Annotated in this window: 21 protein-coding genes and 3 pseudogenes; 8 read left to right on the top strand and 16 right to left on the bottom strand. The window is 64.0% G+C overall.

Annotated elements, in window-relative coordinates; genetic code table 11:
• Positions 1-18 precede the first annotated feature (18 nt).
• Positions 19-771, bottom strand: a complete 753-nt coding sequence (locus tag ACFQT0_RS01565; RefSeq protein WP_380199736.1) for an IS5 family transposase — start codon at positions 769-771, stop codon at positions 19-21.
• A gap of 242 nt (positions 772-1013) precedes the next feature.
• Here ACFQT0_RS01565 and ACFQT0_RS01560 point away from each other — a divergent pair, with 242 nt between their 5' ends.
• Positions 1014-1226, top strand: coding sequence for a hypothetical protein (locus tag ACFQT0_RS01560; RefSeq protein WP_380199812.1), 213 nt, complete (start codon positions 1014-1016; stop codon positions 1224-1226).
• 275 nt (positions 1227-1501) lie between these two features.
• A complete protein-coding gene (locus ACFQT0_RS01550) occupies positions 1502-2188 on the top strand; it encodes a hypothetical protein (protein ID WP_380199810.1) in 687 nt (228 codons plus the stop codon).
• A gap of 315 nt (positions 2189-2503) precedes the next feature.
• On the opposite strand, the gene ACFQT0_RS01545 is transcribed toward ACFQT0_RS01550, so the two are convergent.
• The 10 genes and pseudogenes from ACFQT0_RS01545 to msrA form a co-directional block, all read right to left on the bottom strand.
• The gene (locus ACFQT0_RS01545) at positions 2504-3301 is read right to left on the bottom strand and encodes an amidohydrolase (RefSeq protein WP_380199808.1); all 798 of its coding nucleotides are present in this window, start codon (positions 3299-3301) and stop codon (positions 2504-2506) included.
• Between the two features lie 253 nt (positions 3302-3554).
• Complete coding sequence (locus tag ACFQT0_RS01540) at positions 3555-4706, bottom strand: methionine aminotransferase (RefSeq protein ID WP_380199806.1); 1152 nt, start codon at positions 4704-4706, stop codon at positions 3555-3557.
• Between the two features lie 256 nt (positions 4707-4962).
• Positions 4963-5616 carry a sensor histidine kinase gene (locus ACFQT0_RS01535; RefSeq protein WP_380199804.1) on the bottom strand — a complete coding sequence of 218 codons (654 nt, stop codon included), beginning with the start codon at positions 5614-5616 and terminating at the stop codon, positions 4963-4965.
• Positions 5558-6148 carry a PAS domain-containing protein gene (locus ACFQT0_RS01530; protein ID WP_380205881.1) on the bottom strand — a complete coding sequence of 197 codons (591 nt, stop codon included), beginning with the start codon at positions 6146-6148 and terminating at the stop codon, positions 5558-5560. The genes ACFQT0_RS01535 and ACFQT0_RS01530 overlap by 59 nt, the downstream gene beginning before the upstream one ends.
• Complete coding sequence (locus ACFQT0_RS01525; protein WP_380199802.1) at positions 6103-6897, bottom strand: PAS domain-containing protein; 795 nt, start codon at positions 6895-6897, stop codon at positions 6103-6105. Before ACFQT0_RS01525 ends, ACFQT0_RS01530 begins: the two co-directional genes overlap by 46 nt.
• A 31-nt stretch (positions 6898-6928) precedes the next feature.
• Positions 6929-7183: pseudogene (locus ACFQT0_RS01520) on the bottom strand (PAS domain S-box protein); the annotation flags it as partial.
• Positions 7184-7277: 94 nt separating this feature from the next.
• A pseudogene (locus ACFQT0_RS01515) lies at positions 7278-7628 on the bottom strand (PAS domain-containing protein); the annotation flags it as partial.
• Positions 7628-8173 carry a PAS domain-containing protein gene (locus tag ACFQT0_RS01510; protein ID WP_380199800.1) on the bottom strand — a complete coding sequence of 182 codons (546 nt, stop codon included), beginning with the start codon at positions 8171-8173 and terminating at the stop codon, positions 7628-7630. The gene ACFQT0_RS01510 and the pseudogene ACFQT0_RS01515, both read right to left, overlap by 1 nt.
• 107 nt (positions 8174-8280) lie before the next feature.
• Positions 8281-9156: a PAS domain-containing protein gene (locus ACFQT0_RS01505; protein ID WP_380205880.1), complete on the bottom strand. Its 876-nt coding sequence runs from the start codon at positions 9154-9156 to the stop codon at positions 8281-8283.
• A gap of 630 nt (positions 9157-9786) precedes the next feature.
• Positions 9787-10461 (bottom strand): peptide-methionine (S)-S-oxide reductase MsrA, encoded by a 675-nt coding sequence (gene msrA, locus ACFQT0_RS01500; protein WP_380199798.1) that lies wholly within the window; start codon positions 10459-10461, stop codon positions 9787-9789.
• Positions 10462-10961: 500 nt separating this feature from the next.
• Here msrA and ACFQT0_RS01495 point away from each other — a divergent pair, with 500 nt between their 5' ends.
• Complete coding sequence (locus tag ACFQT0_RS01495) at positions 10962-11222, top strand: hypothetical protein (RefSeq protein ID WP_380199796.1); 261 nt, start codon at positions 10962-10964, stop codon at positions 11220-11222.
• 91 nt (positions 11223-11313) lie between these two features.
• Positions 11314-12321: a fatty acid desaturase gene (locus ACFQT0_RS01490; protein ID WP_380199794.1), complete on the top strand. Its 1008-nt coding sequence runs from the start codon at positions 11314-11316 to the stop codon at positions 12319-12321.
• Positions 12322-12501: 180 nt separating this feature from the next.
• On the opposite strand, the pseudogene ACFQT0_RS01485 reads toward ACFQT0_RS01490, so the two are convergent.
• Both ACFQT0_RS01485 and ACFQT0_RS01480 read right to left on the bottom strand, forming a co-directional pair.
• Positions 12502-12822, bottom strand: a pseudogene (locus ACFQT0_RS01485) (gfo/Idh/MocA family oxidoreductase); the annotation flags it as partial.
• On the bottom strand, positions 12783-13733 hold the full coding sequence (locus ACFQT0_RS01480; protein WP_380199792.1) for a Gfo/Idh/MocA family protein: 951 nt from the start codon (positions 13731-13733) through the stop codon (positions 12783-12785). The pseudogene ACFQT0_RS01485 and the gene ACFQT0_RS01480, both read right to left, overlap by 40 nt.
• 385 nt (positions 13734-14118) lie before the next feature.
• On the opposite strand from ACFQT0_RS01480, the gene ACFQT0_RS01475 reads away from it, so the two are divergent.
• On the top strand, positions 14119-15111 hold the full coding sequence (locus tag ACFQT0_RS01475; protein WP_380199790.1) for a hypothetical protein: 993 nt from the start codon (positions 14119-14121) through the stop codon (positions 15109-15111).
• Between the two features lie 10 nt (positions 15112-15121).
• On the opposite strand, the gene ACFQT0_RS01470 is transcribed toward ACFQT0_RS01475, so the two are convergent.
• Positions 15122-15304, bottom strand: a complete 183-nt coding sequence (locus tag ACFQT0_RS01470; RefSeq protein ID WP_380199788.1) for a hypothetical protein — start codon at positions 15302-15304, stop codon at positions 15122-15124.
• Positions 15305-15365: 61 nt separating this feature from the next.
• Here ACFQT0_RS01470 and ACFQT0_RS01465 point away from each other — a divergent pair, with 61 nt between their 5' ends.
• Together ACFQT0_RS01465 and ACFQT0_RS01460 are read left to right on the top strand one after the other, a co-directional pair.
• Complete coding sequence (locus ACFQT0_RS01465) at positions 15366-16679, top strand: TolB family protein (protein WP_380199786.1); 1314 nt, start codon at positions 15366-15368, stop codon at positions 16677-16679.
• The gene (locus tag ACFQT0_RS01460) at positions 16649-16981 is read left to right on the top strand and encodes a hypothetical protein (RefSeq protein WP_380199784.1); all 333 of its coding nucleotides are present in this window, start codon (positions 16649-16651) and stop codon (positions 16979-16981) included. Before ACFQT0_RS01465 ends, ACFQT0_RS01460 begins: the two co-directional genes overlap by 31 nt.
• Positions 16982-17101: 120 nt before the next feature.
• On the opposite strand, the gene ACFQT0_RS01455 is transcribed toward ACFQT0_RS01460, so the two are convergent.
• Together ACFQT0_RS01455 and ACFQT0_RS01450 are read right to left on the bottom strand one after the other, a co-directional pair.
• Positions 17102-17500 carry a hypothetical protein gene (locus ACFQT0_RS01455; protein WP_380199782.1) on the bottom strand — a complete coding sequence of 133 codons (399 nt, stop codon included), beginning with the start codon at positions 17498-17500 and terminating at the stop codon, positions 17102-17104.
• A gap of 159 nt (positions 17501-17659) precedes the next feature.
• Positions 17660-18991: an NAD(P)/FAD-dependent oxidoreductase gene (locus tag ACFQT0_RS01450; protein WP_380199780.1), complete on the bottom strand. Its 1332-nt coding sequence runs from the start codon at positions 18989-18991 to the stop codon at positions 17660-17662.
• A 149-nt stretch (positions 18992-19140) separates the two neighbouring features.
• Between ACFQT0_RS01450 and ACFQT0_RS01445 the strand changes: the two genes are divergently transcribed.
• Positions 19141-19578: a DUF2141 domain-containing protein gene (locus ACFQT0_RS01445; RefSeq protein WP_380199778.1), complete on the top strand. Its 438-nt coding sequence runs from the start codon at positions 19141-19143 to the stop codon at positions 19576-19578.
• The last annotated feature ends 279 nt before the right edge of the window (positions 19579-19857 follow it).

The raw sequence follows: 19857 nt of genomic DNA, 5'->3' as shown, positions 1-19857 counted from the left end.
TGCAGTGGTTAGGAAGTGTTAACAGTCACGGAGCCACAAAACGGTCGCCGCCAAATGAACAAAGGCCAAGAAATGCGCATCGAGCTTGTCGTAACGGGTGGCCACGCGGCGAAACTGCTTGAGGCGGCTGAAGAGTCGCTCGACGGGGTGGCGCTGGGCGTAGCGGGCCGCGTCGTAAGCCCGCGGGGTGCGGCGCTTGCACCGGGGCGGAATCACGGCGCAGGTGCCGCGGGCGGCGAGCGCGGCCACGAGCGGGTCGGAATCGTAGCCGCGGTCGGCGACGAGGTGCGTCGGGGCCAGCCCCTCGAGCAGCGGCAAGGCCTGCGGGGCGTCGTGGCGCTGGCCGGCTGTCAGCCGGCAGCGCACAAGCCGCCCCTGCGCATCGGCGGCCACGTGCAGCTTGCTGGTCAAGCCGCCGCGGCTGCGCCCGAGGGCTTGCGGTCCGTTTTTGCGCGCGCCGCTCGCGTGCTGGTGGGCCCGCACGGTGGTCGAATCGACCAGCAGCGTGTGCAGCGCGTCGTCCTGCTGCACGGCCGCCAGCACCCGGGCCCACACGCCGGACGCGGCCCAGCGCTGGAAGCGCGTGTACGTCGTGTGCCAGTTGCCCCATTCGGCCGGCAAGGCCCGCCAGCGGCAACCGTTGCGCGTCAACCAGAGCACCGCCTCCACGAAACGCCGGTTGTCGTGGCCCCGGCCCCCGCTCGTGCCTTCTCGACCCGGCAGCAGGGGCGCGATGCGTGCCCACTGCGCTTCCGTTAGCAGAAAATCCATGCTCCAATTTACTTCTCACTGTTAACACTTCCTAGCCCCATCAAATCTGCCAAGCAGAAGGCTCGGATTCTATCTTTCTTTGGTCCATGCTCCTGCCACCCATGCTACCCTGTTGCCTCCTGAACTTGGTGGCTGCCGCCATTGTCCCCACACTTCCCTTGCGTGCCCATACCGGACAGACCCCTCTGCAAGCCGCTCCGGCATCGAAGCGGCCGCCGTTCGGTATCGGAGACACCGTCTACGTGGCAACTCGCTTCCTAAATGTTCGACCACGCCCGCGCGCCGAGGGACCCGGAAACCCCAAGCTTTACGTGGGCCGCAACACCATGGGGACCGTTGTCGCCTTGCCCAACCGTAACTGGGCCCAGGTGGTGTTCATGAGCGAAGACGTGGGCATAGAAGGCTATGTATCGCAGTGGTACCTCGCCAAAGAGAAAACAAAATCAGGTAGGTAATAGGCACCTTTCCCTGAGCTACGAAACAACACGCGCTTCGACCCGGCCGAAGCTCCCTACGGGGGCAAACCGACTCGGTGGAGTTCACGAAACCCGTTCACGTTTCAAAGTTCACAGAATGCTACTTTTGGATGAGTTTCCTGAACTCTCCCACACATGAAGATTGGCTACGCCCGCGTTTCGACCCGCTACCAGAATTTAGCATTGCAACTCGACGTCTTAACCCAAGCCGGGTACACCCTCACTTACCAAGGACTGTTCAAAATTCGTAGTTCGTGCAAAAGTTAATCTTAGCGGTTGCGCTGGCCGTAATGGCGCATTCGGCCCAGGCTCAGGTAGCGGAAGCGCCTCAGGCAAAATCGAGCTACCTCGGGCTGGGGCTGACCAGCCTGAGCGGCTACTACACCGGTCCCAACGAATCGGCCGATGACATCGCCTTCGCCCCAACCGCGCTGGGCAGCCTGGGCTTGAGCCCAGCCGTGGCCGTGCGCGGGAGCGTGGCCTACCGGCGCAACCGGGTAGACCGGGACGAGAGCAGCGCAACGCAGCGCTTCGTGCAGCACCAGACGACGAATAACGTGGTAGTGCCGGTGCTGCTGCAGGTCACCCTCAACCCGGCCGCTTCCCGTTTTCATGCGGCATTAATCGGTGGCCTTACCTTCTGGCATATCAACCAGCAGGGCCAGCAAACGTACTATTATTACTACCCTTCCCAGCCTGCAACGGCGGTGCCCCAAAACCTGGACCAGCAGCGTTTGGATACTTTTCTGACCGGGGGCCTCAACGCCAGCTACCAGCTCACCCCGCAGTGGGTAGCCCTGGCCGACCTGACGATAAACGGCCGCATCGGAGGCGAGAAGAAGATGTACTACGAGTACCTGCCCAGCGCCGGGCTGATGATTGGAGCCGGCTACAAGTTTGGGCAAAGCCAAGTAGCCCCGCGCGCCGCCGCAAACCGCTAAAGCAAACATCAAGGGACCGGGCTTCTTTCGCAGGGTATTGCCTAGGCTTGGTCCCATTAAGTTGAAGCGGTTTGGAAATTCCAGAGAACGTCGTGCCGAACCAAAGGAGTTTGAGTACACCTGGAGCTAAAACGGGCTATTTGCGGTAGGTGCTATGCCTGTTCAGCGAAACGGTGGTGGCTGTTGCAGAACTCGCTGGAAGAGTGCTGTAACAGCCACGGTGGTTTAGGCAAGAAGGCAAGCCGTTTTACACGCTGCAAACGATGACCGTTTAAACTTGTAGGAACCACTCGCCCTGTTGGCGGGCTGAGCACGCTACTCCCCGCGAAGCTCAAACGCATCGCCGTCGTTCAACGCCGTGAACTTGGCGCGGAACTCGTCCAGTTCAGCGCGGCTCAGGGTGTGCGTGAACACGCCGGCGTGGTCCCCGGCTTCTACCAGGTAGTTGCCGCGGGCGTCGAGCAGGGCCGAGTCGCCGGCGTACTCGTGGCCCAGGCCGTCATGGCCGATGCGGTTTACGCCCAGGGCGCAGGCCACGTTCTCGATGGCGCGGGCGCGGAGCAGGGTCGACCAGGCGGTGCGGCGCACGGCGGGCCAGTTGGCCACGTACAGCAGCAGGTCGTAGGGCTCCACGGGCTGGTTGCGGCTCCATACGGGGAAGCGCAGGTCGTAGCACACCAGCGGGCAGATGCGCCAGCCGTGCCATTCCTCCACGAGGCGGGTACGGCCGGGCGTGTAGGTGTGCTGCTCGCCGGCCAGCGTGAAGAGGTGGCGCTTGTCGTAGTAGCTCAGGCTGCCATCGGGGCGCACCCAGAGCAGGCGGTTGTGGTACGCGCCGTTTTCTTCCACGATAATGCTGCCGGTTACTACGGCATTGTGGGTGGCGGCGTGCGCCCGCATCCACGCCACAGTAGGGCCGTCCATGGGCTCGGCCAGGGCCGGGGCGTCCATGCTGAAGCCGGTGCTGAACATTTCGGGCAGCACAATCAGGTCGGTGGGCCGGGCCAGCCCGGCCAGGGCTACATCCAGGGCCACGTCGAGGGTGGCGCGGTTGGCGGCAGGCTCTTCCCAGTGCAGCTTGGTTTGGACGAAGGAAACGGTGAGGTCAGACATGAGCGGTGTGGATAACTTTACTTCAAAGAACGTCATGCCGGGCGCAGGCGAGGCATCTGGCGTTGGGTGGTAATAACTCAATCGTCTATCACTAATCGTCTGTCATTAATCGACTGTCATGCTGAGGCACGAAGCATCTTATCGCCACGGAACGAGTCGTTGAGCCGTGATAAGATGCTTCCTTCGTCAGCATGACAGACGGCGCACGCGAGATGCCTCGGCTGCGCCCGGCATGACGTTTCTTGTTTTTCCGTTACCGCAGGCGGGCCGCGGCTTCGGTGAGCGTGGAGGGCTGTTTCGCAAAGCAAAACCGAATCAGGCCCTCGTCAAATCCATCGTGGTAAAAGGCCGACACCGGCACCACGGCCACGCCTTTCTCGCGGGCCAGAAATTGAGCAAAAGCCAGGTCCTTCTGCGGCGAAAATGCATCGTAGCGGGCCAGCTGGAAATAGCCGCCGGGCACGGGCAGCAGCTCCCAGCCGGCGCCCTCCAGCAAGTTGCGAAACGCGTCGCGCTTTTCCTGGTAAAATTGAGCCAGGCCGCGGGCGTGCGCATCGGCGGTATCGGCCTCGAGCACATCTGCCAGGGCGTGCTGGGTGGGCGTGCTCACGGCAAAGGTGAGGAACTGGTGCACGCGGCGCACCTCGGCGGTGAGGGCCGGCGGCGCGATGCAGTAGCCCACCTTCCAGCCGGTGGCGTGGTAGGTTTTGCCGAAGGACGAGAGCACGAAGCTGCGCTCGCGCAGCTCCGGTGCCGGCGGGCGCTCATGTGGGGCATCCCGTCGAACACGAGGTGCTCGTACACTTCGTCGCTGAGCACCAGGGCATCGGTGCCGGACAGCAGGCGGGCCAGGCTCGTTCCAGTCGTCGGCCGTGAACACGGCGCCGCTGGGGTTGTGGGGCGTGTTCACGAGCACCAGCCTGGTGCGGGGCGACACCACCCGGCGCACGGCTTCCCAATCGGGGCGGAAGTGCGGGGCGGGCAGGCGCACGTAGCGCGGCACGCCGCCCTGCAGCCGAATGGCCGGGCCGTAGAGGTCGTAGGCTGGCTCAAATACCAGCACCTCGTCGCCGGGGCGCACCACGGCGGCCAGCACGGCATACAGCGCCTCGGTGGCCCCGGCCGTCACGGTGATTTCGGTGGCCGGGTCGGGCACGGGCGCATCGGCGTGGAGGCGGCCTATCTGGGCGGCAATGGCTTCGCGCAGCCGCGGCAGGCCCGGCATGGGGGCGTACTGGTGGTGGCCGGGCGTGCGGGCGTGCTGGGCCAGCGCTTCGAGCAGCTCCTGCGGCGGGTCGTAATCAGGAAAGCCCTGCGCGAGGTTGATGGCGCCGGTTTCCTGGGCCAGCAGGGTCATTTGGGTAAAGATGCTGACGCCGACGTCGGGAAGTTTGGAGAGGAGCAAAGCGGTAGCCGAATGGGGTTGTTAAAGAAGGCGAAAGAGAAAAAACTCCCCTCCTTTTTTAAGGAGGGGATGTTTAAGCTTCAGCTTAAACGGGGTGGTGAAGTCGTTGAACGATACCCGAACGACCAGCGGCAGGACGGCGCAGTAATCCTCATTCGCCCATCGTTCAACGAATGCAACCACCCCAGTGTCCGCTGCGCGGCCACATCCCCTCCTTAAAAAAGGAGGGGATGTGGCTGTTCTTCTTCTGAATTACCTACAAATAAATCTGAAACGTGGTGCCTTCGTCAATCGCGCTGCTGACTTCCAGCCGGCCGCCGTGGTTCTGCACGATGCGGTTCACCAGGTACAGGCCCATGCCCGTGCCGTCGACGTGGGTGTGGAAGCGGCGGAACAGCTGGAACAGCTGCGGGCCGAAGCGCTCCATGTCGATGCCGATGCCGTTGTCCTGCACCGTAAGAATGGGGCGGCCGCTCACCGCATCGGGCGCGCTGCGGATGCGGATGCACGGCGGCCGGCCGGGCGCGGCGTACTTAAGCGAGTTGCTGATGAGGTTGAAGAGCAGGCTCTGCAGGTTGGGCCGCACAAAAGTGACCACGGGGCAGGTGGCAAAATCCAGCTCAAACGTGGCGTCGGCCTGCCGGGCCTGTTCCTGCAGGCTGCCGATGATTTCGGAAACCAGCGGCGCCAGCGCCACGTCTTCGGCGGGAATTTCCTGCTGCTCGCGCTGCCCGCGCACAATGGCGCTCAGGTCGTCGATGGTTTTAAAAATCTGGGCCAGCGACCGTTCAAAGTAGCTGATGAGCTTGATGGCTTCGGGGTCGCGGAAGTAGGCCGTGCGCGTGAGCTCCTCAAAGATGCCCGCCATGTTGTGGATGGGCTGCTTGAGGTCGTGCGAGGCCGTGTACACGAAGTTGTCGAGGTCCTCGTTGGTGCGTACCAGACGTTTGTTCTGGGCTTCGAGCCTGCTGCTGTACCTGCTTGAACTCGTGCACGTCGGTATGGGCACCCACCCAGAGCGACACCGCACCGGTATGGTCCCGGATGGCCTCGCCCCGTACCAGAAACCAGCGGTAATTGCCGTGCTGGTCGCGCCACCGGGTTTCGTCGGCGAAGGCGTCGCCGGTCGCCAGGCTGGCTTTCCAGTTGCGCATGGTGGTGAACAAGTCGTCGGGGTGCACAAACGGTTCCCAGCCCAACTCCTCCATCCCTTGGGGCGTTACGCCGGTGTAGTCGTGCCAGCGCTGGCTGAAATACGTGGCGATGCCGTCGGGGCTGGCCGTCCAGGTCATCTGGGGCAGGGTTTCGAGCAGCTGCTGGAAGCGGGCCTGGCTGGCAAGCAGCTGCTCCTGCAGCACGCGCTGCTGGTGCACGTCGGTGTTGGTGCCATACCACTTCAGCACCGCGCCGCCGGGCGCGCGGCGGGCCTGGGCCTGGCCCAAAACCAATGGTACTCGCCGTCGTAGCGGCGCAGGCGGAACTCGGCCTCGAAGTAGCGCTGGCTGGCAATGGCCTGCTGCCAGCGGGCCTGCATGGGGGCAAGGTCGTCGGGGTGCACAAAGTTGAGCCAGTGCGCGGCCCCGTTCTTCTCCATCGATTCGCCCACGTAGGCAGCCATGCGGTGGTTGAAGAAGTCCACGGTGCCATCGGGCCGGGCCGTCCATACCTGCTGCGGAATGCTTTCGGCCTGAATGCGCAGCTCTTCTTCGCTGGCGCTGAGCTGGGTCTGGAGCTGGCGCAGCTCGGTCACATCGGTGTTGGTACCAAACCAGCGCACCACCTCGCCGGTAGCCTCGTCGCGAATGGGCCGGGCCCGGCTCAGAAACCAGCGGAACTGCCCGTCGGCGCGCCGCAGCGGGAACGTGTCTTCCCAGAGCTGGCCCGCCGCAATGCTGGCGAGGTAGCGCTCGCGCACGCCCTCCACAAAGGCGGGGTCGTGCACCTGCTGCCAGCCCCAGCCCAGCATGGTTTCCAGGGTGGTGCCGGTGTAGTCGTACCACTGCTGGTTGTACCAGAAAATGGCGCCCGTAGGGTCGGCCATCCAGGCCAGCCTGGGCAATGTTGTCGGCCAGGGCGGCAAAGTCGGCGCGGCTGCGGGCCACTCCTCGGTGCGCTCGTGCAGCTCGTGGATTTTGATGGTGGCCGCGCTGAAGCCCGCCAGGTGGCCCGCCGCGTCGTAATAGGGCTGCACTTTGGTTTGGAACCAGCGCAGGCTCGCCGTCGCGGCGCCGGCACCGGAAGGTAGCCTCCCACGGCTCTCCGGCGGCCATGGCCGTTTGGGCCACCGCGCCCACCCGGGCCAGGTCTTCGGGCGATAGCGCGTTCCATGCGTCGTCGAGAGGGCCCGCGGGGTTCAGGCCGGTGTACTCGTAGAAGTACGGGTTGGTGTAGGTGATGTGGCCGTCCGGGCTGAAGTTGAAGATGAACACCGGCACCGACGCCGTAATGGTGCGCACCTGCTCGTCGCGGCGGTACATCTCGGCGGCCAGGCTCCTCGGCCTGCTGGCGGGCGCGCACCCGCTCGGTCACGTCCAGCGCAAAGCTCAGAATGCCGTTGATTTCCCCGTCCTCGTCGCGAAGCGCGATGTAGGAATGGTCTACGTACCGCAGGTCGGCATCTGTCGCCGCGTGCTGCAGGCGAATGGGGACCTCTTGCCCGGTATACGTTTCCCCGGTTTGGTACACCCGGTCGAGCAGGTCGATAAAGCCCTGGCTTACGACCTCCGGCAGCACCTGGGCCATGGGTTCGCCCAGGCGGATGCGCTGCCCTGCAACTTCATGGTACAGGGAATTGAAGAACGTGTAGCGGTGCTCCGGGCCCGCCAGCGTGGCCACCAGCGCCGGCGCCTGGTCCAGAATCTGGCTCAACTGCCGGTCCTTGGCCTCGAGGCGGCGCTGGGTGTCGCGCAGGCTCGTGCACATCAAGCATGAAGCCGTAGCGCTGGCGCAGGCTGGCCGGCGGCGTTGAGCTCCGGCACGGCCTCGGTCAGAAACCACCGGTACTGGCCGTTGGCCCCGCGCAGGCGCACTTCCACCCGGCCCAACTGGGCAAAGTCGATGCTTTTCTGAATGTGGTACGTGGCTTTTTCCCGGTCGTCGGGGTGCAGGCGCTCGGCCCACACGGCGTCCACTTCCTCCCAGGACCCGCCGGGCTTTTGCCCCGTAAACGCGTACCACTGCGGGCTCATGTACGTGGTGCGGCCCGTGTGGTCGGTGGTGAAGGTGATGATGGGCAGCACCTCGGCCTGGCGGCGCAGGCGGTCGTCGGCGGCGCGCACTTCGCCCTGCAGCACTTCGGTTTCGCGGCGGGCCAGCACCTGCTGGGTCACGTCGACCCCAAACGCCAGGATGCCCGTGGGCTGCCCCTGGTGGTCGTGCTGAAGCTGGTAGGTAAAATCGAGGTAGCGCTGCTGGCGCTGGCCGGTAGCGGCGTCGAGCAGGCTCGATGGGCAGGGCCTGGCCCACAAATGGCTTGCCAGTGCGGTACACCATGTCGAGCAGCGCCACAAAGCCTTGCTCGGCTACTTCGGGCAGGCATTGGGCGGCCGGCGCGCCCAGGCGGGGCGGTGCCCCATCAGGCTCGTTGTAGGCGGCGTTGGTGAAGGTGAAGCGGTGGTCGGGGCCGGCCACGGTGGCAATCAGGGCCGGGCTCTGGCTCAGAATCTGGCTGAGCTGCTGGTCTTTGGCTTCGAGGCGGCGCTGGGTTTCGCGCAGGCTCGTGAATGTCGAGGTCCGAGCCGAACCACTGGCGGGAGCGGCCCGCGGCCCGGGCTTCTTCCAGGGCTCGGGCACGCCCTGGCTTGTAAACCAGCGGTACTCGCCGTCGTGGCGGCGCAGGCGCAGGCTCGTAGCGCCAGGGCGTGCCGCTGGCCAGCGCGGCGGCGTAGTCCTGCCGCACCCGGGCCGCGTCGTCGGGGTGCACCCGGTCCTGCCACACGCGGTCGAGGTCATCGGCCGCGGTGGTGCCGGTGTAGGCGTACCACTGCGGGCTGACGTAGAGCACCTGGCCCTCCTGGTTGCTGATGAAGGTGATGGACGGCAGGCTTTCGGTGACGTGGCGCAGGCGCTGGTCGGCGGCCTGCGCTTCGGCCGCCAGGGCTTCGTTGCGCAGGCGGGCCTGCACCTGCTCGGTCACGTTCAGGCCGTAGGCTAGCACGCCCGGCCCTGATTCGCCCTGCAGGGGCAGGTACCCAAAGTTGTGGTAGTGCTCCTGCAGCTCGCCACTTTCCGGGTCCTGGATTTCGGTGCGCTCTTCGTGGCCAAAGTGGGCTTGGCCGCTGTCGCGGACTTGCTGCAGAAACTGCAGGTAGCCCTGGGCAGTGATTTCGGGCAGGCTTTCGGCCACGGTGCGGCCCAGGGCCACGCGCGGCCCCATTGCCTTGCGGGCCCGGTCCGACAGGAAGGTGAAGGTGAGGTCGGGCCCTTCCATCGTAGAGATGGTGAGCGGCAGCTGGTCCAGGATGCGCTGCGTGTGCTGTTGCTGCCGGGCCAGGCGCTGCTCCTGGCGGCGCTGCGGCTCGTCGAGGCCAAGCAGGTGCAGCAGGATGTAGCGCAGGCTCGCCGGTGCCCGGGGCGCTCACGGGCTGCAGCTTGGCTTCCCAGGCGCTCATCGTAAGCGCCGCGGCCGCAGCGGGCGGTGGTGTGGTCCAGTCGGGCGCGAGGACCTGGGCGGTGCCGGCCTGGGCGGCCCGCAGCCCGGCTGTCCAGGCGTCGGGCGGGGCCAGGGAGTGGCCTGCGGCGGTCAGGGCCCCGCGCAGCGCGCCGGCTGGCTGGCCTGGCAAAGTTGCTCGCTCGCCCGGATTCAGCAGCGCAGCCAGGGCCGCGTTTAGCGCCAGTACGGTGCCATCGGGCGCCAGCGCGGCAAAGGGCGCTGGCAGTGCTGCAAACAGCAGTTCAAAATCCAGAGCGGGCAGGGCAGGGGCAGGCATAAGGGGCAATGACATCGATACGCAACCAGACGCAAACCGCTTGCTGTATCAAAGATAAGCGGAAGCATGAAACGCCTCGGATGTAACCAAGAGAAAGCCCCGGCCAGGGTGGCCGGGGCTCGGGTGCTGCCAAAATCACGGCTGCGCGGCGCTTAGCGCGGCGTCTTCAGCTCCTTGGGAAAGGCTTTTTGCACGTGCTCCACTTTAGGCGCCGAGACGTGGGCGAGGTAGGGGTTTTCGGGGTGCAGGCGGTAGTAGCCCTGGTGGTAGGCTTCGGCGGGCCAGAACTTGCGGAACGGCACCACCTCCGTCACGATTTTGCTGCCGTATTGCTTCGAGGCGTTCACCCGGGCAATGGTGGCTTTCAGAATCTCCTTTTCCTCGGGCGTGCGGTAAAAGGCCGCCGAGCGGTACTCGGGGCCCGCGTCGGGGCCCTGGCGGTTGAGCTGAGTGGGGTCGTGCGAAGCCGTGAAGAAGATGTCGGCCAGCTTCTGGTAGCTGATGACCTTGGGGTCGTAGTAAATCTGCACCGTTTCGGTGTGGCCGGTGGTTTTGTCGGCTACTTCCTCGTAGGTCGGGTTGGCTTTGGTGCCGCCGGCGTAGCCGCTCACCACTTGCTTCACGCCCCTGAGCTGCTCAAAAGCTTCCTCCTGGGCCCAGAAGCAGCCGCCGGCAAACGTGGCCACGGCCAGGCCGCTCAGGTTGGCCGGGGCAAAGCCGGCGGTGGAGCGCGGCGGGTTCTGGGCATCGGCCGGCTGCTGCGTGCCGCAGGCAAACGTGAAAGCCAGCAAACTCAGGCTGAACAGGGATTTCAATCGGTTTTTCATGGACGAAGTAGGTTGAAGCGAAGGCCGGTGTCGGCAGACTGGTCCAGCCAGAAGCCGCCGGGGCGCAGGCCCCAAACCGGCGCCGGTGCCCTCGGGCTTACATACGAAGTAGGACTCCGTCTGGCTTTTCGGACTTGCAGCTCCACAAGCCGGAGGGCCCCGGTAAAGTTCGGCCTGGGCCACGGCAGGGCTTTGCGGGTAGCGCCCTTTGGCGGGCTGCCGGGGCCGCGTTACGTATTTGTTCAAAAACAATAAAGTGTACTAAAATGATTTGAGTCCGGTATTGGCTCAGAATACGTGCCGGGCCCGTATCCTTTTCTACGTACTTGACGTAGCAGCCCGCACTGCCTGCCCACCCAAGCTATGTCTCTGCAAACGTTACTCGAAACCCCCATGTTACCATTTCCTACGACCACCTGAACGAATGGCTGCACGCCGACTGGCACGGCAACCAGGACCTGGCAAGTGTGCAGCACGGATGCGGTGAAATGCTGCGGTTGATGGTGTTGCATCGCAGCCAGAAGGTGTTGAATGACAACACCCGCGTAACCAGCATGTGGAGCGAAGCCGCCGAATGGTGCGGCAACAAGTGGTTTCCGGACATGACCGCCGCCGGCCTCGCGTACTTTGCCTGGGTGTATTCGCCCAATGTGTACAGCCGTTTGTCTACCGACCTCACGCTGCAGTTTACGGTGAGCAGCCCGGTAGTGGCCACGTTCGACGACATGGAAACGGCCAAGGCCTGGCTGAAGCAGATGTAGCTTCCGGCAGCAGCCCGGCTGAACCTAATTGCTGTATTTTTGTCTGAATGCCTACGCGCGGCGCCGTTGCCGGGCACGTTTTCAGCTTGTTATGGCCCCAGCTCCTACCGCGTTTACCGTTGCCACGGCGGCCGAGCCGCACCGCGGGCGTACCCGCCATATCATTCGGGCTCATCCCGAAGTGAAGCAGCTGATGACGCGCAACCCCGCCACATTCCTCATCGGGGTGGGCTGCGTGGCGGCCCAGGTGGCGCTGGCCTACCTGCTCCGTAATCAAGCCTGGTACTGGACCATTCCGGTGGCCTACCTGGTGGGGGCGTTTTTCTCGCACACGCTGTTTGTGGTGATTCACGAAGCGGCCCACAATTTGGTCTTTCGGAAGCTGTGGCAGAACGTGGCCACCGGCATCCTGGCCAACTTCCCGTCGGTGTTTCCCACGGCCATCAGCTTCAAGAACTTCCACATCAAGCACCACGTGTTTCAGGGCGTGCACGAGCTCGACGCCGACCTGCCCGACTGGTACGAGGCCAAGCTGATTCACAACTACAGCATCGGCAAGGCCATCTGGCTGTTTTTCTTTCCGCTGTTTCAGGTCATCCGCACGGCGCGCTGTCGCGAGGTGGCCACCATCGACCGCTACGTGGTGGCCAACATCGTGGCTCAACTGGCCTTCGACGTGGCCGTGGTGTACTTCCTGGGCTGGACGGCCCTGCTCTACCTGTTTCTGAGCTTCTGGTTTTCGGTGGGGCTGCACCCGCTCGGGGCCCGCTGGATTCAGGAGCACTACCTCACCCTCAGCCCCGAGCAGGAAACCTATTCCTACTACGGCCGGCTCAACGGCATTAACCTGAATGTGGGCTTCCACAACGAGCACCACGACATGCCCAGCATTCCGTGGAACAACCTGCCCAAGCTCAAGCGCGTGGCCCCCGAGTTCTACGAGCCGCTGCTGGCCCACACCAGCTACACCAGGCTGTTTTTCCGGTTTCTGTTCGACCAGGAAATCAGCCTCTATTCCCGCATCATGCGCAAGGAGCGGGGCACCGCCACGCTCAAGGACCAGAGCGTGCCGGACAAGGACTTGCTCTCGGCTCAATAAACTGAATGGGAATGCAAAAAGGGGCTGCTTCGCGAGAAGCAGCCCCTTTTGCTGGAAAGCTGGATGGGGCCCAACGTTAAACGCCACGGGTGCCCGAGGCTTGATGGAGGTTAAGTCCCCGATTTTGATGGGCTTGCCGCTGTCGATGCTGTGGCGGGCGGCGATGCCCACGAGGCAGGCCATGGCGCCATCGCGGGTGCCGGCGGCTTGGCGCCAGGGGTCCTGGCCGTCGGAGGCGAAGATTTGCTTGCGCAGGCGCAGGTCGCCGCCGCCGTGGCCGGGCTCGTTGTTGGGCAGGCGGAAGAGCTCGCGCTTGCCGAAGTTGGTGGTGAGCTGGATTTCGTCGAAGGCTTCTTCCTCCCACGGCTGCCGCTCCTTTATCCAGGCCTCGATGCGGCCCTTGGTGCCGTTGAAGGCAATGCGGTAGCCTTCGTAGGGCGAGTAAGTGGTGAGCGAGTAGCTTACCTGCACCTGGTTGGCGTACTTGATTTGCACGGCCATCTTGTCGAAGATGTCGATGTCTTCTTCCACACGCAGCCGTCGCGCAGGTAGCCGTCGTACTTTTCGTTGTCGGCATAAATGGCCATCAGCCGCTTGTCCTGGGTCATGTCCCAGTAGAAGGCGCACTTGTCTTTGTGCGGGCAGGGGCGGCAGTGGGTGTGCCGGAACGAGTTGTTCTTGCCGTAGAAATTGAGCTGCCCGTTGGCGTACACTTCCTCGGGGTCCGATTCCAGCCACCAGTTCAGCAAGTCGAAGTGGTGGGTGGCTTTGTGCACCAGGAGCGAGCCGCTGTGCTCGCGCAGGCGGTGCCAACGGCGGAAGTAGTCGGCGCCGTGGTGCACGTCGAGGTACCAATGGAAATCGGCGGAGGTCACGTTGCCAATCACGCCGCTGCGCAGCAGCTCGTAAATCTTTTGGCGGTGCGGCGAGTAGCGGTAGTTGAACGTGACTTTGACCTTCTTGCCGGTGCGCTGCTCAACGTCGAGAATCTGCTGGCACTTCTTCTCGTCGGTGGTCATCGGCTTCTCGGTCACGATGTCGGCCCCGTACTCCAGGCCCTTCACGATGAATTCGTTGTGGGTGTCATCCACCGTAGTCACGATGAGGATGTCGGGCTTGGTCTCCCGCATCATCTTGTCGAAGTTGGTGTAGGTAGGGCACTTCACGCCCAGCATCTTTTTGCCGGTGGCCACGCGGCCGGGGTTGATGTCGCAAAGGCCCACAAACTCCAGCCGGTCGCCGTGTTCTTTCAGTACTTCGACGCCCCACATGCCCAGGCCGCGGTGTCCGGTGCCCACCATGGCCACGCGCTTCTTCTTAGCGGGGGCCAGGGCCGAGGCCAGTACGTTGTTGGTGAGCAGGGAGCCGGCCAGGGCCGTGCCGGTGAGCTGCGCGAAAGTGCGACGTTCCATAGCGTGGGAATTGGGGTGGATTTCAGCTGTAAGTTGGCCGCACTCGGGAAGAATACGAGCACAACTGGCGGACTTTAATTGCGCAATCGTTCCCGGCGAGCGGGTGAAACATCAGGCAGCAGGTCATGCGGCGCTAAGCCGGGACCTCACCCCCGACCCCACTCCCGCGGAGAGGGGAGCCACGGAGGCACGAACGTAGCGTGGACTTTTGGTCCGCGCCTGTACGTACGGGGTTGAATCGAGCGACTCGCGGACTTAAAGTCCGCGCTACAATCGTCAGGCTCTCCTCTCCGCGGGAGAGGGGCCGGGGTGAGGTCCCGGCTTAGCGCCGCATGCCGTTCTTTAGTGTTTAGTTTACTTGAGCAAAGGCTACTAGAAATACTTCATGCGTCGTTTGTTGCTGTGCGGGCTGCTGGGCCTGCCGGGATTGAGCCATATTCAAGCCCAAAGCCTTCCCGTCTTGAGCCAAAACCCGCCCGCCCTGCGCTGGCAGGAGGTAAGCACGCCACACTTTCGGGTGCTGTATTCGGGCGCGCTCGACTCGGCGGCGCAGCGCACGGCGGCGCGGCTCGAGCAACTGCACGGGCCCAACGTGGCCACCCTAGGCGTGAGCCCGCGCCCCATCAGCGTGGTGCTGCAAAGCCAGACCACCGTCAGCAACGGCTTTGTGACGTTTTTGCCCCGACACGCCGAGTTTTTCACCACGCCCCAGCAGGGGCTGGACCTGGGCACCGTGGACTGGCTCGACGGGCTGGCCGTGCACGAGTACCGGCACGTGGGGCAGTTCGACAAGGCCCGGCAGGGGATAGGCCGGGTGCTGGGCCCGCTGCTCGGCGATGGCGCGCTGGGCGTGGCCGCCGTGGGCGTGCCGCAGTGGTTCTTTGAGGGCGACGCCGTGGGCACCGAAACGGCCCTCACCCGCAGCGGCCGCGGGCGCATCCCCAGCTTCAACGTGAGGCTGCGGGCCAACCTGCTCGGCGGCCGGCGCTACTCCTACCAAAAGGCCGTGAACGGCTCCCTGCGCGACCACGTGCCCAACTGGTACGTGCTGGGCTACTTCATGACGTCGTATCTGAAAACGCACCACGGACCGTCCGCCTGGGCGTCGGTGCTGGACAGATACTACCGCTTTCCATTCTATCCGTTTTCGTTTTCCAACGGCATTCGGCGCAGCACCGGGCTCACGGTGGAGCAGCTGTACGACCGCAGCATGAGCGAAATCGACTCGACGTGGCGGGCGCAGCAGGCGGCCCTGCCCGCCGCCACGCCGGTGCGCGAGCCTGCGGGCTTCGGCTTCCGAAAAAGTATTCACCCAATACGAATACCCGCAGTACGTGACCGACAGCACGGTCCTGGCTCTAAAAACCGGGCTGGATAATATTCCCCAACTAGTGCTGCTCAGCCGGCACGGTGCTGAGCGGCGCGTGTTCGTGCCCGGCCAGCTCAATATCCCCGAAATGCTGTCGGTGAACGGCGGCAAGGTAGTGTGGCCCGAGTTTCAGCAGAACGCGCGTTGGCAGCAGCAGGTGGCCTCGGAGCTCAAGGTGCTCAACCTGGCTACAGGCCACCACGCGCCTAGGCAAAGGGGCGCGCTACAGCGCCGCGGCGCTCTCGCCCGATGGCCAGCGCCTGGTGGCCACGCGCACCGATGCCAATTACCACCACGCCCTGGTGCTGCTCGATGCCCAGACCGGCGCCGAAATCCAGACCCTGCCCAACCCGCAAAACGACTTTTACCAGCAGCCCCGCTGGCACCCCGACGGCCGCCGCGTGGTGGCCGTGAGCCTGCGCCAAGCCGGCAAAACCATTGTCGTCATCGACCTGGCCACCGGCACAACCCAGGACCTGCTGCCCGTAGCCAACGTGAACTTGGCCAACCCGCTGCCGTGGCGCGGCTTTGTGCTGTACAATTCTTCGCAATCGGGCATCGACAACCTCTACGCCGTGAGTGCCCGCACCGGCCAGACGTACCGGGTGACCTCGCGGCCGTTGGGCGCCTACCATGCCGCGGTGGCGCCCGACGGCCGCACGCTGGCTTTCCACGATTACCGGGCCACCGGGGCGCGGGTGGTCGAAATGCCGCTCGATACCACGGCCTGGATGCCCATTGCCACCGCTAAGGCCGACATTCCCGGCCCGTACGCGGCGGCCCTCACGGCTCGGGAACCTGCCGGCGAGCTGCTCACGCAACTCACGCAGCCCGAGGCAGCGGCGCCGCGCTACGGCGTGCAGCGGTACTCGCCGCTGCGGCACGCGTTCAACGTGTTCAGCTACGGCGTGGTGCAAAGCCCGATGGGCAACGCCGTGAGTCTGGGCATCCGCTCTCAGGATTTGCTGAACACTACCCAGGTGTTTGCCGGCGTGGGCTACGACCAGGTGGAGCGCACGGCCAGCGTGGTGGGTGCCCTCAGCTACCAGGCCCTGTACCCGGTGCTGGATGTGGACGTGACCTACGGCGGGCGCGACGCGGCCATCATTTTCCGGGGTCAGACCCTGCGTGACCAGTGGCAGTACACCCGCCTGTCGGCGGGCCTGCGCCTGCCGCTCAACCTCACGCATTCCAAGTATTTCCAAGGGCTTACCATCGGCACCTACTTTCTGCATGAGAAGGTATTCGACTACAACCTGCCCGTGCGTCGGCGCACCGAAACGGGCCCCAATAGCCCACTGAATGCCGTGCAAACCACCGTCAGCTACGCCTCGCAGCTCAAGCGCAGCGCCCGCGACGTGGCTCCGCGCTGGGGCAGCTCTTTCCTAGGCACGTGGCGCACCACGCCCTTCGGCAGCGGCCTGGAAGCCACGCAGTGGGCGCGCAGGGTAGTGTGTTTTTGCCGGGGGTGGGCCGCCACCATGCGGTGCGGCTGCGGGGCGGCTACCAGCGGCAAGACCAGGCGCAGTACCAGTTTGCACCGGCCGTGTCGTTTCCGCGGGGCGAGGGCTACGTGAGCTTCGACCGCCTGCGCGTGGCTAGCCTCGACTACCACCTGCCGCTGGCTTTCACGCACTGGGAGCTGGGCCGCTGGCTGTATGTGCAGCGCCTGCGCGCCACCGTGTTCGGCGATGCCGCGCAGGGCCAGAACACCCAGGGAACCGGCGTGCGCAACTACCGCAACGTAGGCCTCGATGCGCTGGTGCTGTTCAACGTGCTGCGCCTGCGCACGCCCATCGAAGCCGGCGTGCGGGTGGTGTACAACACCACCGTGCGGCAATGGGTAATTGAGCCGCTGGCGTTCGATATTCGGCTGTAAGGGCGCTGGGCAATTCTGAAGGGCAAAATCGGCTCCTTACCCCACGCCTTGGGCCCAGACCACAACGCCCGGCCAAAATGGCCGGGCGATGGTTTTTGCAGACGGAAAGGGGAAATGCCTTTATTGCGGGCCAGTCTTCCCGCAGGCGGTGGCCGAGATGTTGCTGAGCACCAGGCGCGGCACGGGGAGCGGAAAGGTATTGGCGGTGCAGAAGCGGGCGGCACTTTGCCGCGCGGGGTCGTTGCGGGAAGTGAAGTACACGCGTTGGCCCACTTGGTTTAGGCTGGCTAAGTCGGCAAAATTGACGGCGGCAATGACGTTGTCATGTCTTCCGGTGGGCTTGCCAATGGGGAAGGCCGCGTCCACGTCAATCAGCACGCCGTCGAGGCAGGCATCGCCCACCACCACGCCGGAGAGGCAGGGAGGCTGGGGCTGAGGTTCGTCGATGCAGGTTGTGGTGCCGCAGCTTGCCACGGTGAGCGAGAGCAAGGCAAGACCGAGGGTAGCGAGTAAGCGCATAACCAGAACAAAAGGTGGAAGAGGATGGACGAGGCGTTGTGTATTCTTGACCGACGACGGGAAGCAATGGTTGCGTCCGTAACAATGGTTTTTGGGTGCATTATTCAATTGCACAAGCAAAGCCAAAGCCAGCGGTGAGGTTGAGCCAGCTCAATATTTTCACACCACAGCCTTTTCGGCCACTTCCTGCTCGCGCACCGGCGTTTTGCTCTTGCCGATAATATAGCGCAAGCCCTTGTCCTGGGTGACGTAATTCCAGCCCCAGGTGAAGAACACCGAAAGGCGATTGCGGAAGCCCACCAGGGAAATGACGTGAATGAAACTCCAGGCCAGCCAGGCCAGAAAGCCCGTCAGGTGGAATTCCTGGCCGAAAAGCTTCACGTCGGCCACGGCGTGGTTGCGGCCGATGGTGGCCATGGCGCCCTTGTCGTCGTACGTGAACGGCAGCGGGTCCTGGCCGTTGAGCAGGCGCGCGATGTTTTGGCCCAGCAGGCGGCCCTGCTGCAGGGCGGGCTGCGCCACCATGGGGTGGCCGTCGGGGTAGGCGGGGCTTTGCATGGCGGCAATGTCGCCGATGGCAAACACCCGGTCGTAGCCCACCACGCGGCTGCACGCGTCCACGCAGTAGCGGTTGCCGGGCAGCAGGCAGGTGGGGCGCAGGCCCCCGATGGGCGCCCCTTCGACCCCAGCGGCCCAGATGAGCGTGCGCGTGATAAGCTTCTGGCCGGTGTTGAGCGTGACGGTGTAGCCGTCGTAGGACTTCACGCGGGCTTCCAGCCACACCTGCACTCCGAATTTGCGCAGCGACTCCAGGGCATGCTGCGAGGCGTGGGCCGACATGCCCTTGAGCAGCACCGGCCCGCTCTGAATCAGGTGGATGTCCATTTCCTTGAAGTTGAGCTCGCGGTAATCCTTGGGAAACACGTGCTTGCGCAGCTCGCTCAGGGCCCCGGCTATCTCCACGCCGGTGGGGCCGCCGCCCACAATCACGAAGTCGAGCAGGCTGTTGATTTGCTCCATGTCGCCGAGCTGCAGGGCCTGCTCGAAGTTGGAGAGCACGGTGTTGCGCAGCTCAATGGCGTCTTCCACGCTTTTCAGGGCAATGGAATTTTTGGCCATCTGGGCATCGCCAAAGTAGTTGGGCTCGGCGCCGGTGGCCAGCACCAGGTAGTCGTAGCGCACCCGCCCGATGGAGGTTTCCACCACGCGGCTCACCTCGTCGATGCCCTGCACCTCAGCCAGCCGGAAGTAGAAGTTCGTCTGCCCGTTCAGGATTTTGCGAAACGGCGACACCACCGAGTCGGCATCGAGCCCGGCCGTGGCCACCTGGTAGAGCAGGGGCTGAAAGGCGTGGTAGTTCTGCCGGTCGATGAGCACCACCTGCACCGGCACGTCGGCCAGGGCCTTGGCCAGCTCCAGCCCGGCAAAGCCACCGCCCACAATTACCACGCGTGGCTTGCCGAGGTCGTCTATTTTGGTTAAGCCTTCCATGCGGTAAAGATGCGGGGTAAAGCGAAGAATTCTTATGCTTGGGCTTTGCCTTGGGCCACGCCCAAAGCTGGGCAAAGCCGAACTCTTTCCAGCCCCGGCCGCGTTGGGCCCGTACTCTCTGGTATTCCACGTCTCTAACACCCTGGCTTATGAAGATGCTGTCGATTTGCTCGTTATTGATTGGTAGCAGCCTGTTGGGCGCTGCCACTCCGGCCGGCGAAACCGCCGCTGTCACGGTGGTCGTGTCGTCGCTGGTGTCCACCACGTCCACCGTCAAGCTGTATTTCTACAACACCCGCGACGGGTTTCTGAAAAGCGGCAAATGGGCGTTTTCGAAGGCCGTGAAGCCCGAAGGCAAGAACGAGTTTACGCTGCCCATCGACCTTCCTAAAGGCGAGTGGGCCGTGGCCATCACCCAGGATTTGAACAACAACGACAAGCTCGACAAGAACTTTATCGGCATTCCCACCGAGCCCTTCGCCTTTTCCAACAACATCCGCCCCACCGTGGCCGCGCCCGATTTCAACGAGTGCAAATTCACCGTAGACGGCCCCGGCACAGTGGTGAACATCGTGCTGAAAGATTAGAGCGGGGCAACTGAAGTAACCCGGCTGTATAGAATGACTTTGTAGAACGTCATGCTGAGCGTCGGCACCTCACCCCCGGCCCCTCTCCAAAAGAGAGGGGAGCTACGGCACAAGGGCTAGCTCAATTAATTGTTAAAACAGAAAGCCCCGGCTCAATTTAGAGCTGGGGCTTTTTCATGGAACGAACGTCAGGCTCCCCTCTCCGCAGGAGAGGGGCCGGGGGTGAGGTGCCGACGCTCAGCATGACGGGCTTTTTTACAGACTGTTTTTTAGAAGCAT

The organism is Hymenobacter humi (genome assembly GCF_042665855.1).
In the GTDB taxonomy this organism is placed as follows: Bacteria; Bacteroidota; Bacteroidia; order Cytophagales; family Hymenobacteraceae; genus Hymenobacter; species Hymenobacter humi.
Note: the sequence above shows the minus strand (reverse complement) of the source record. Positions and strands in the feature narration are given on the sequence as shown.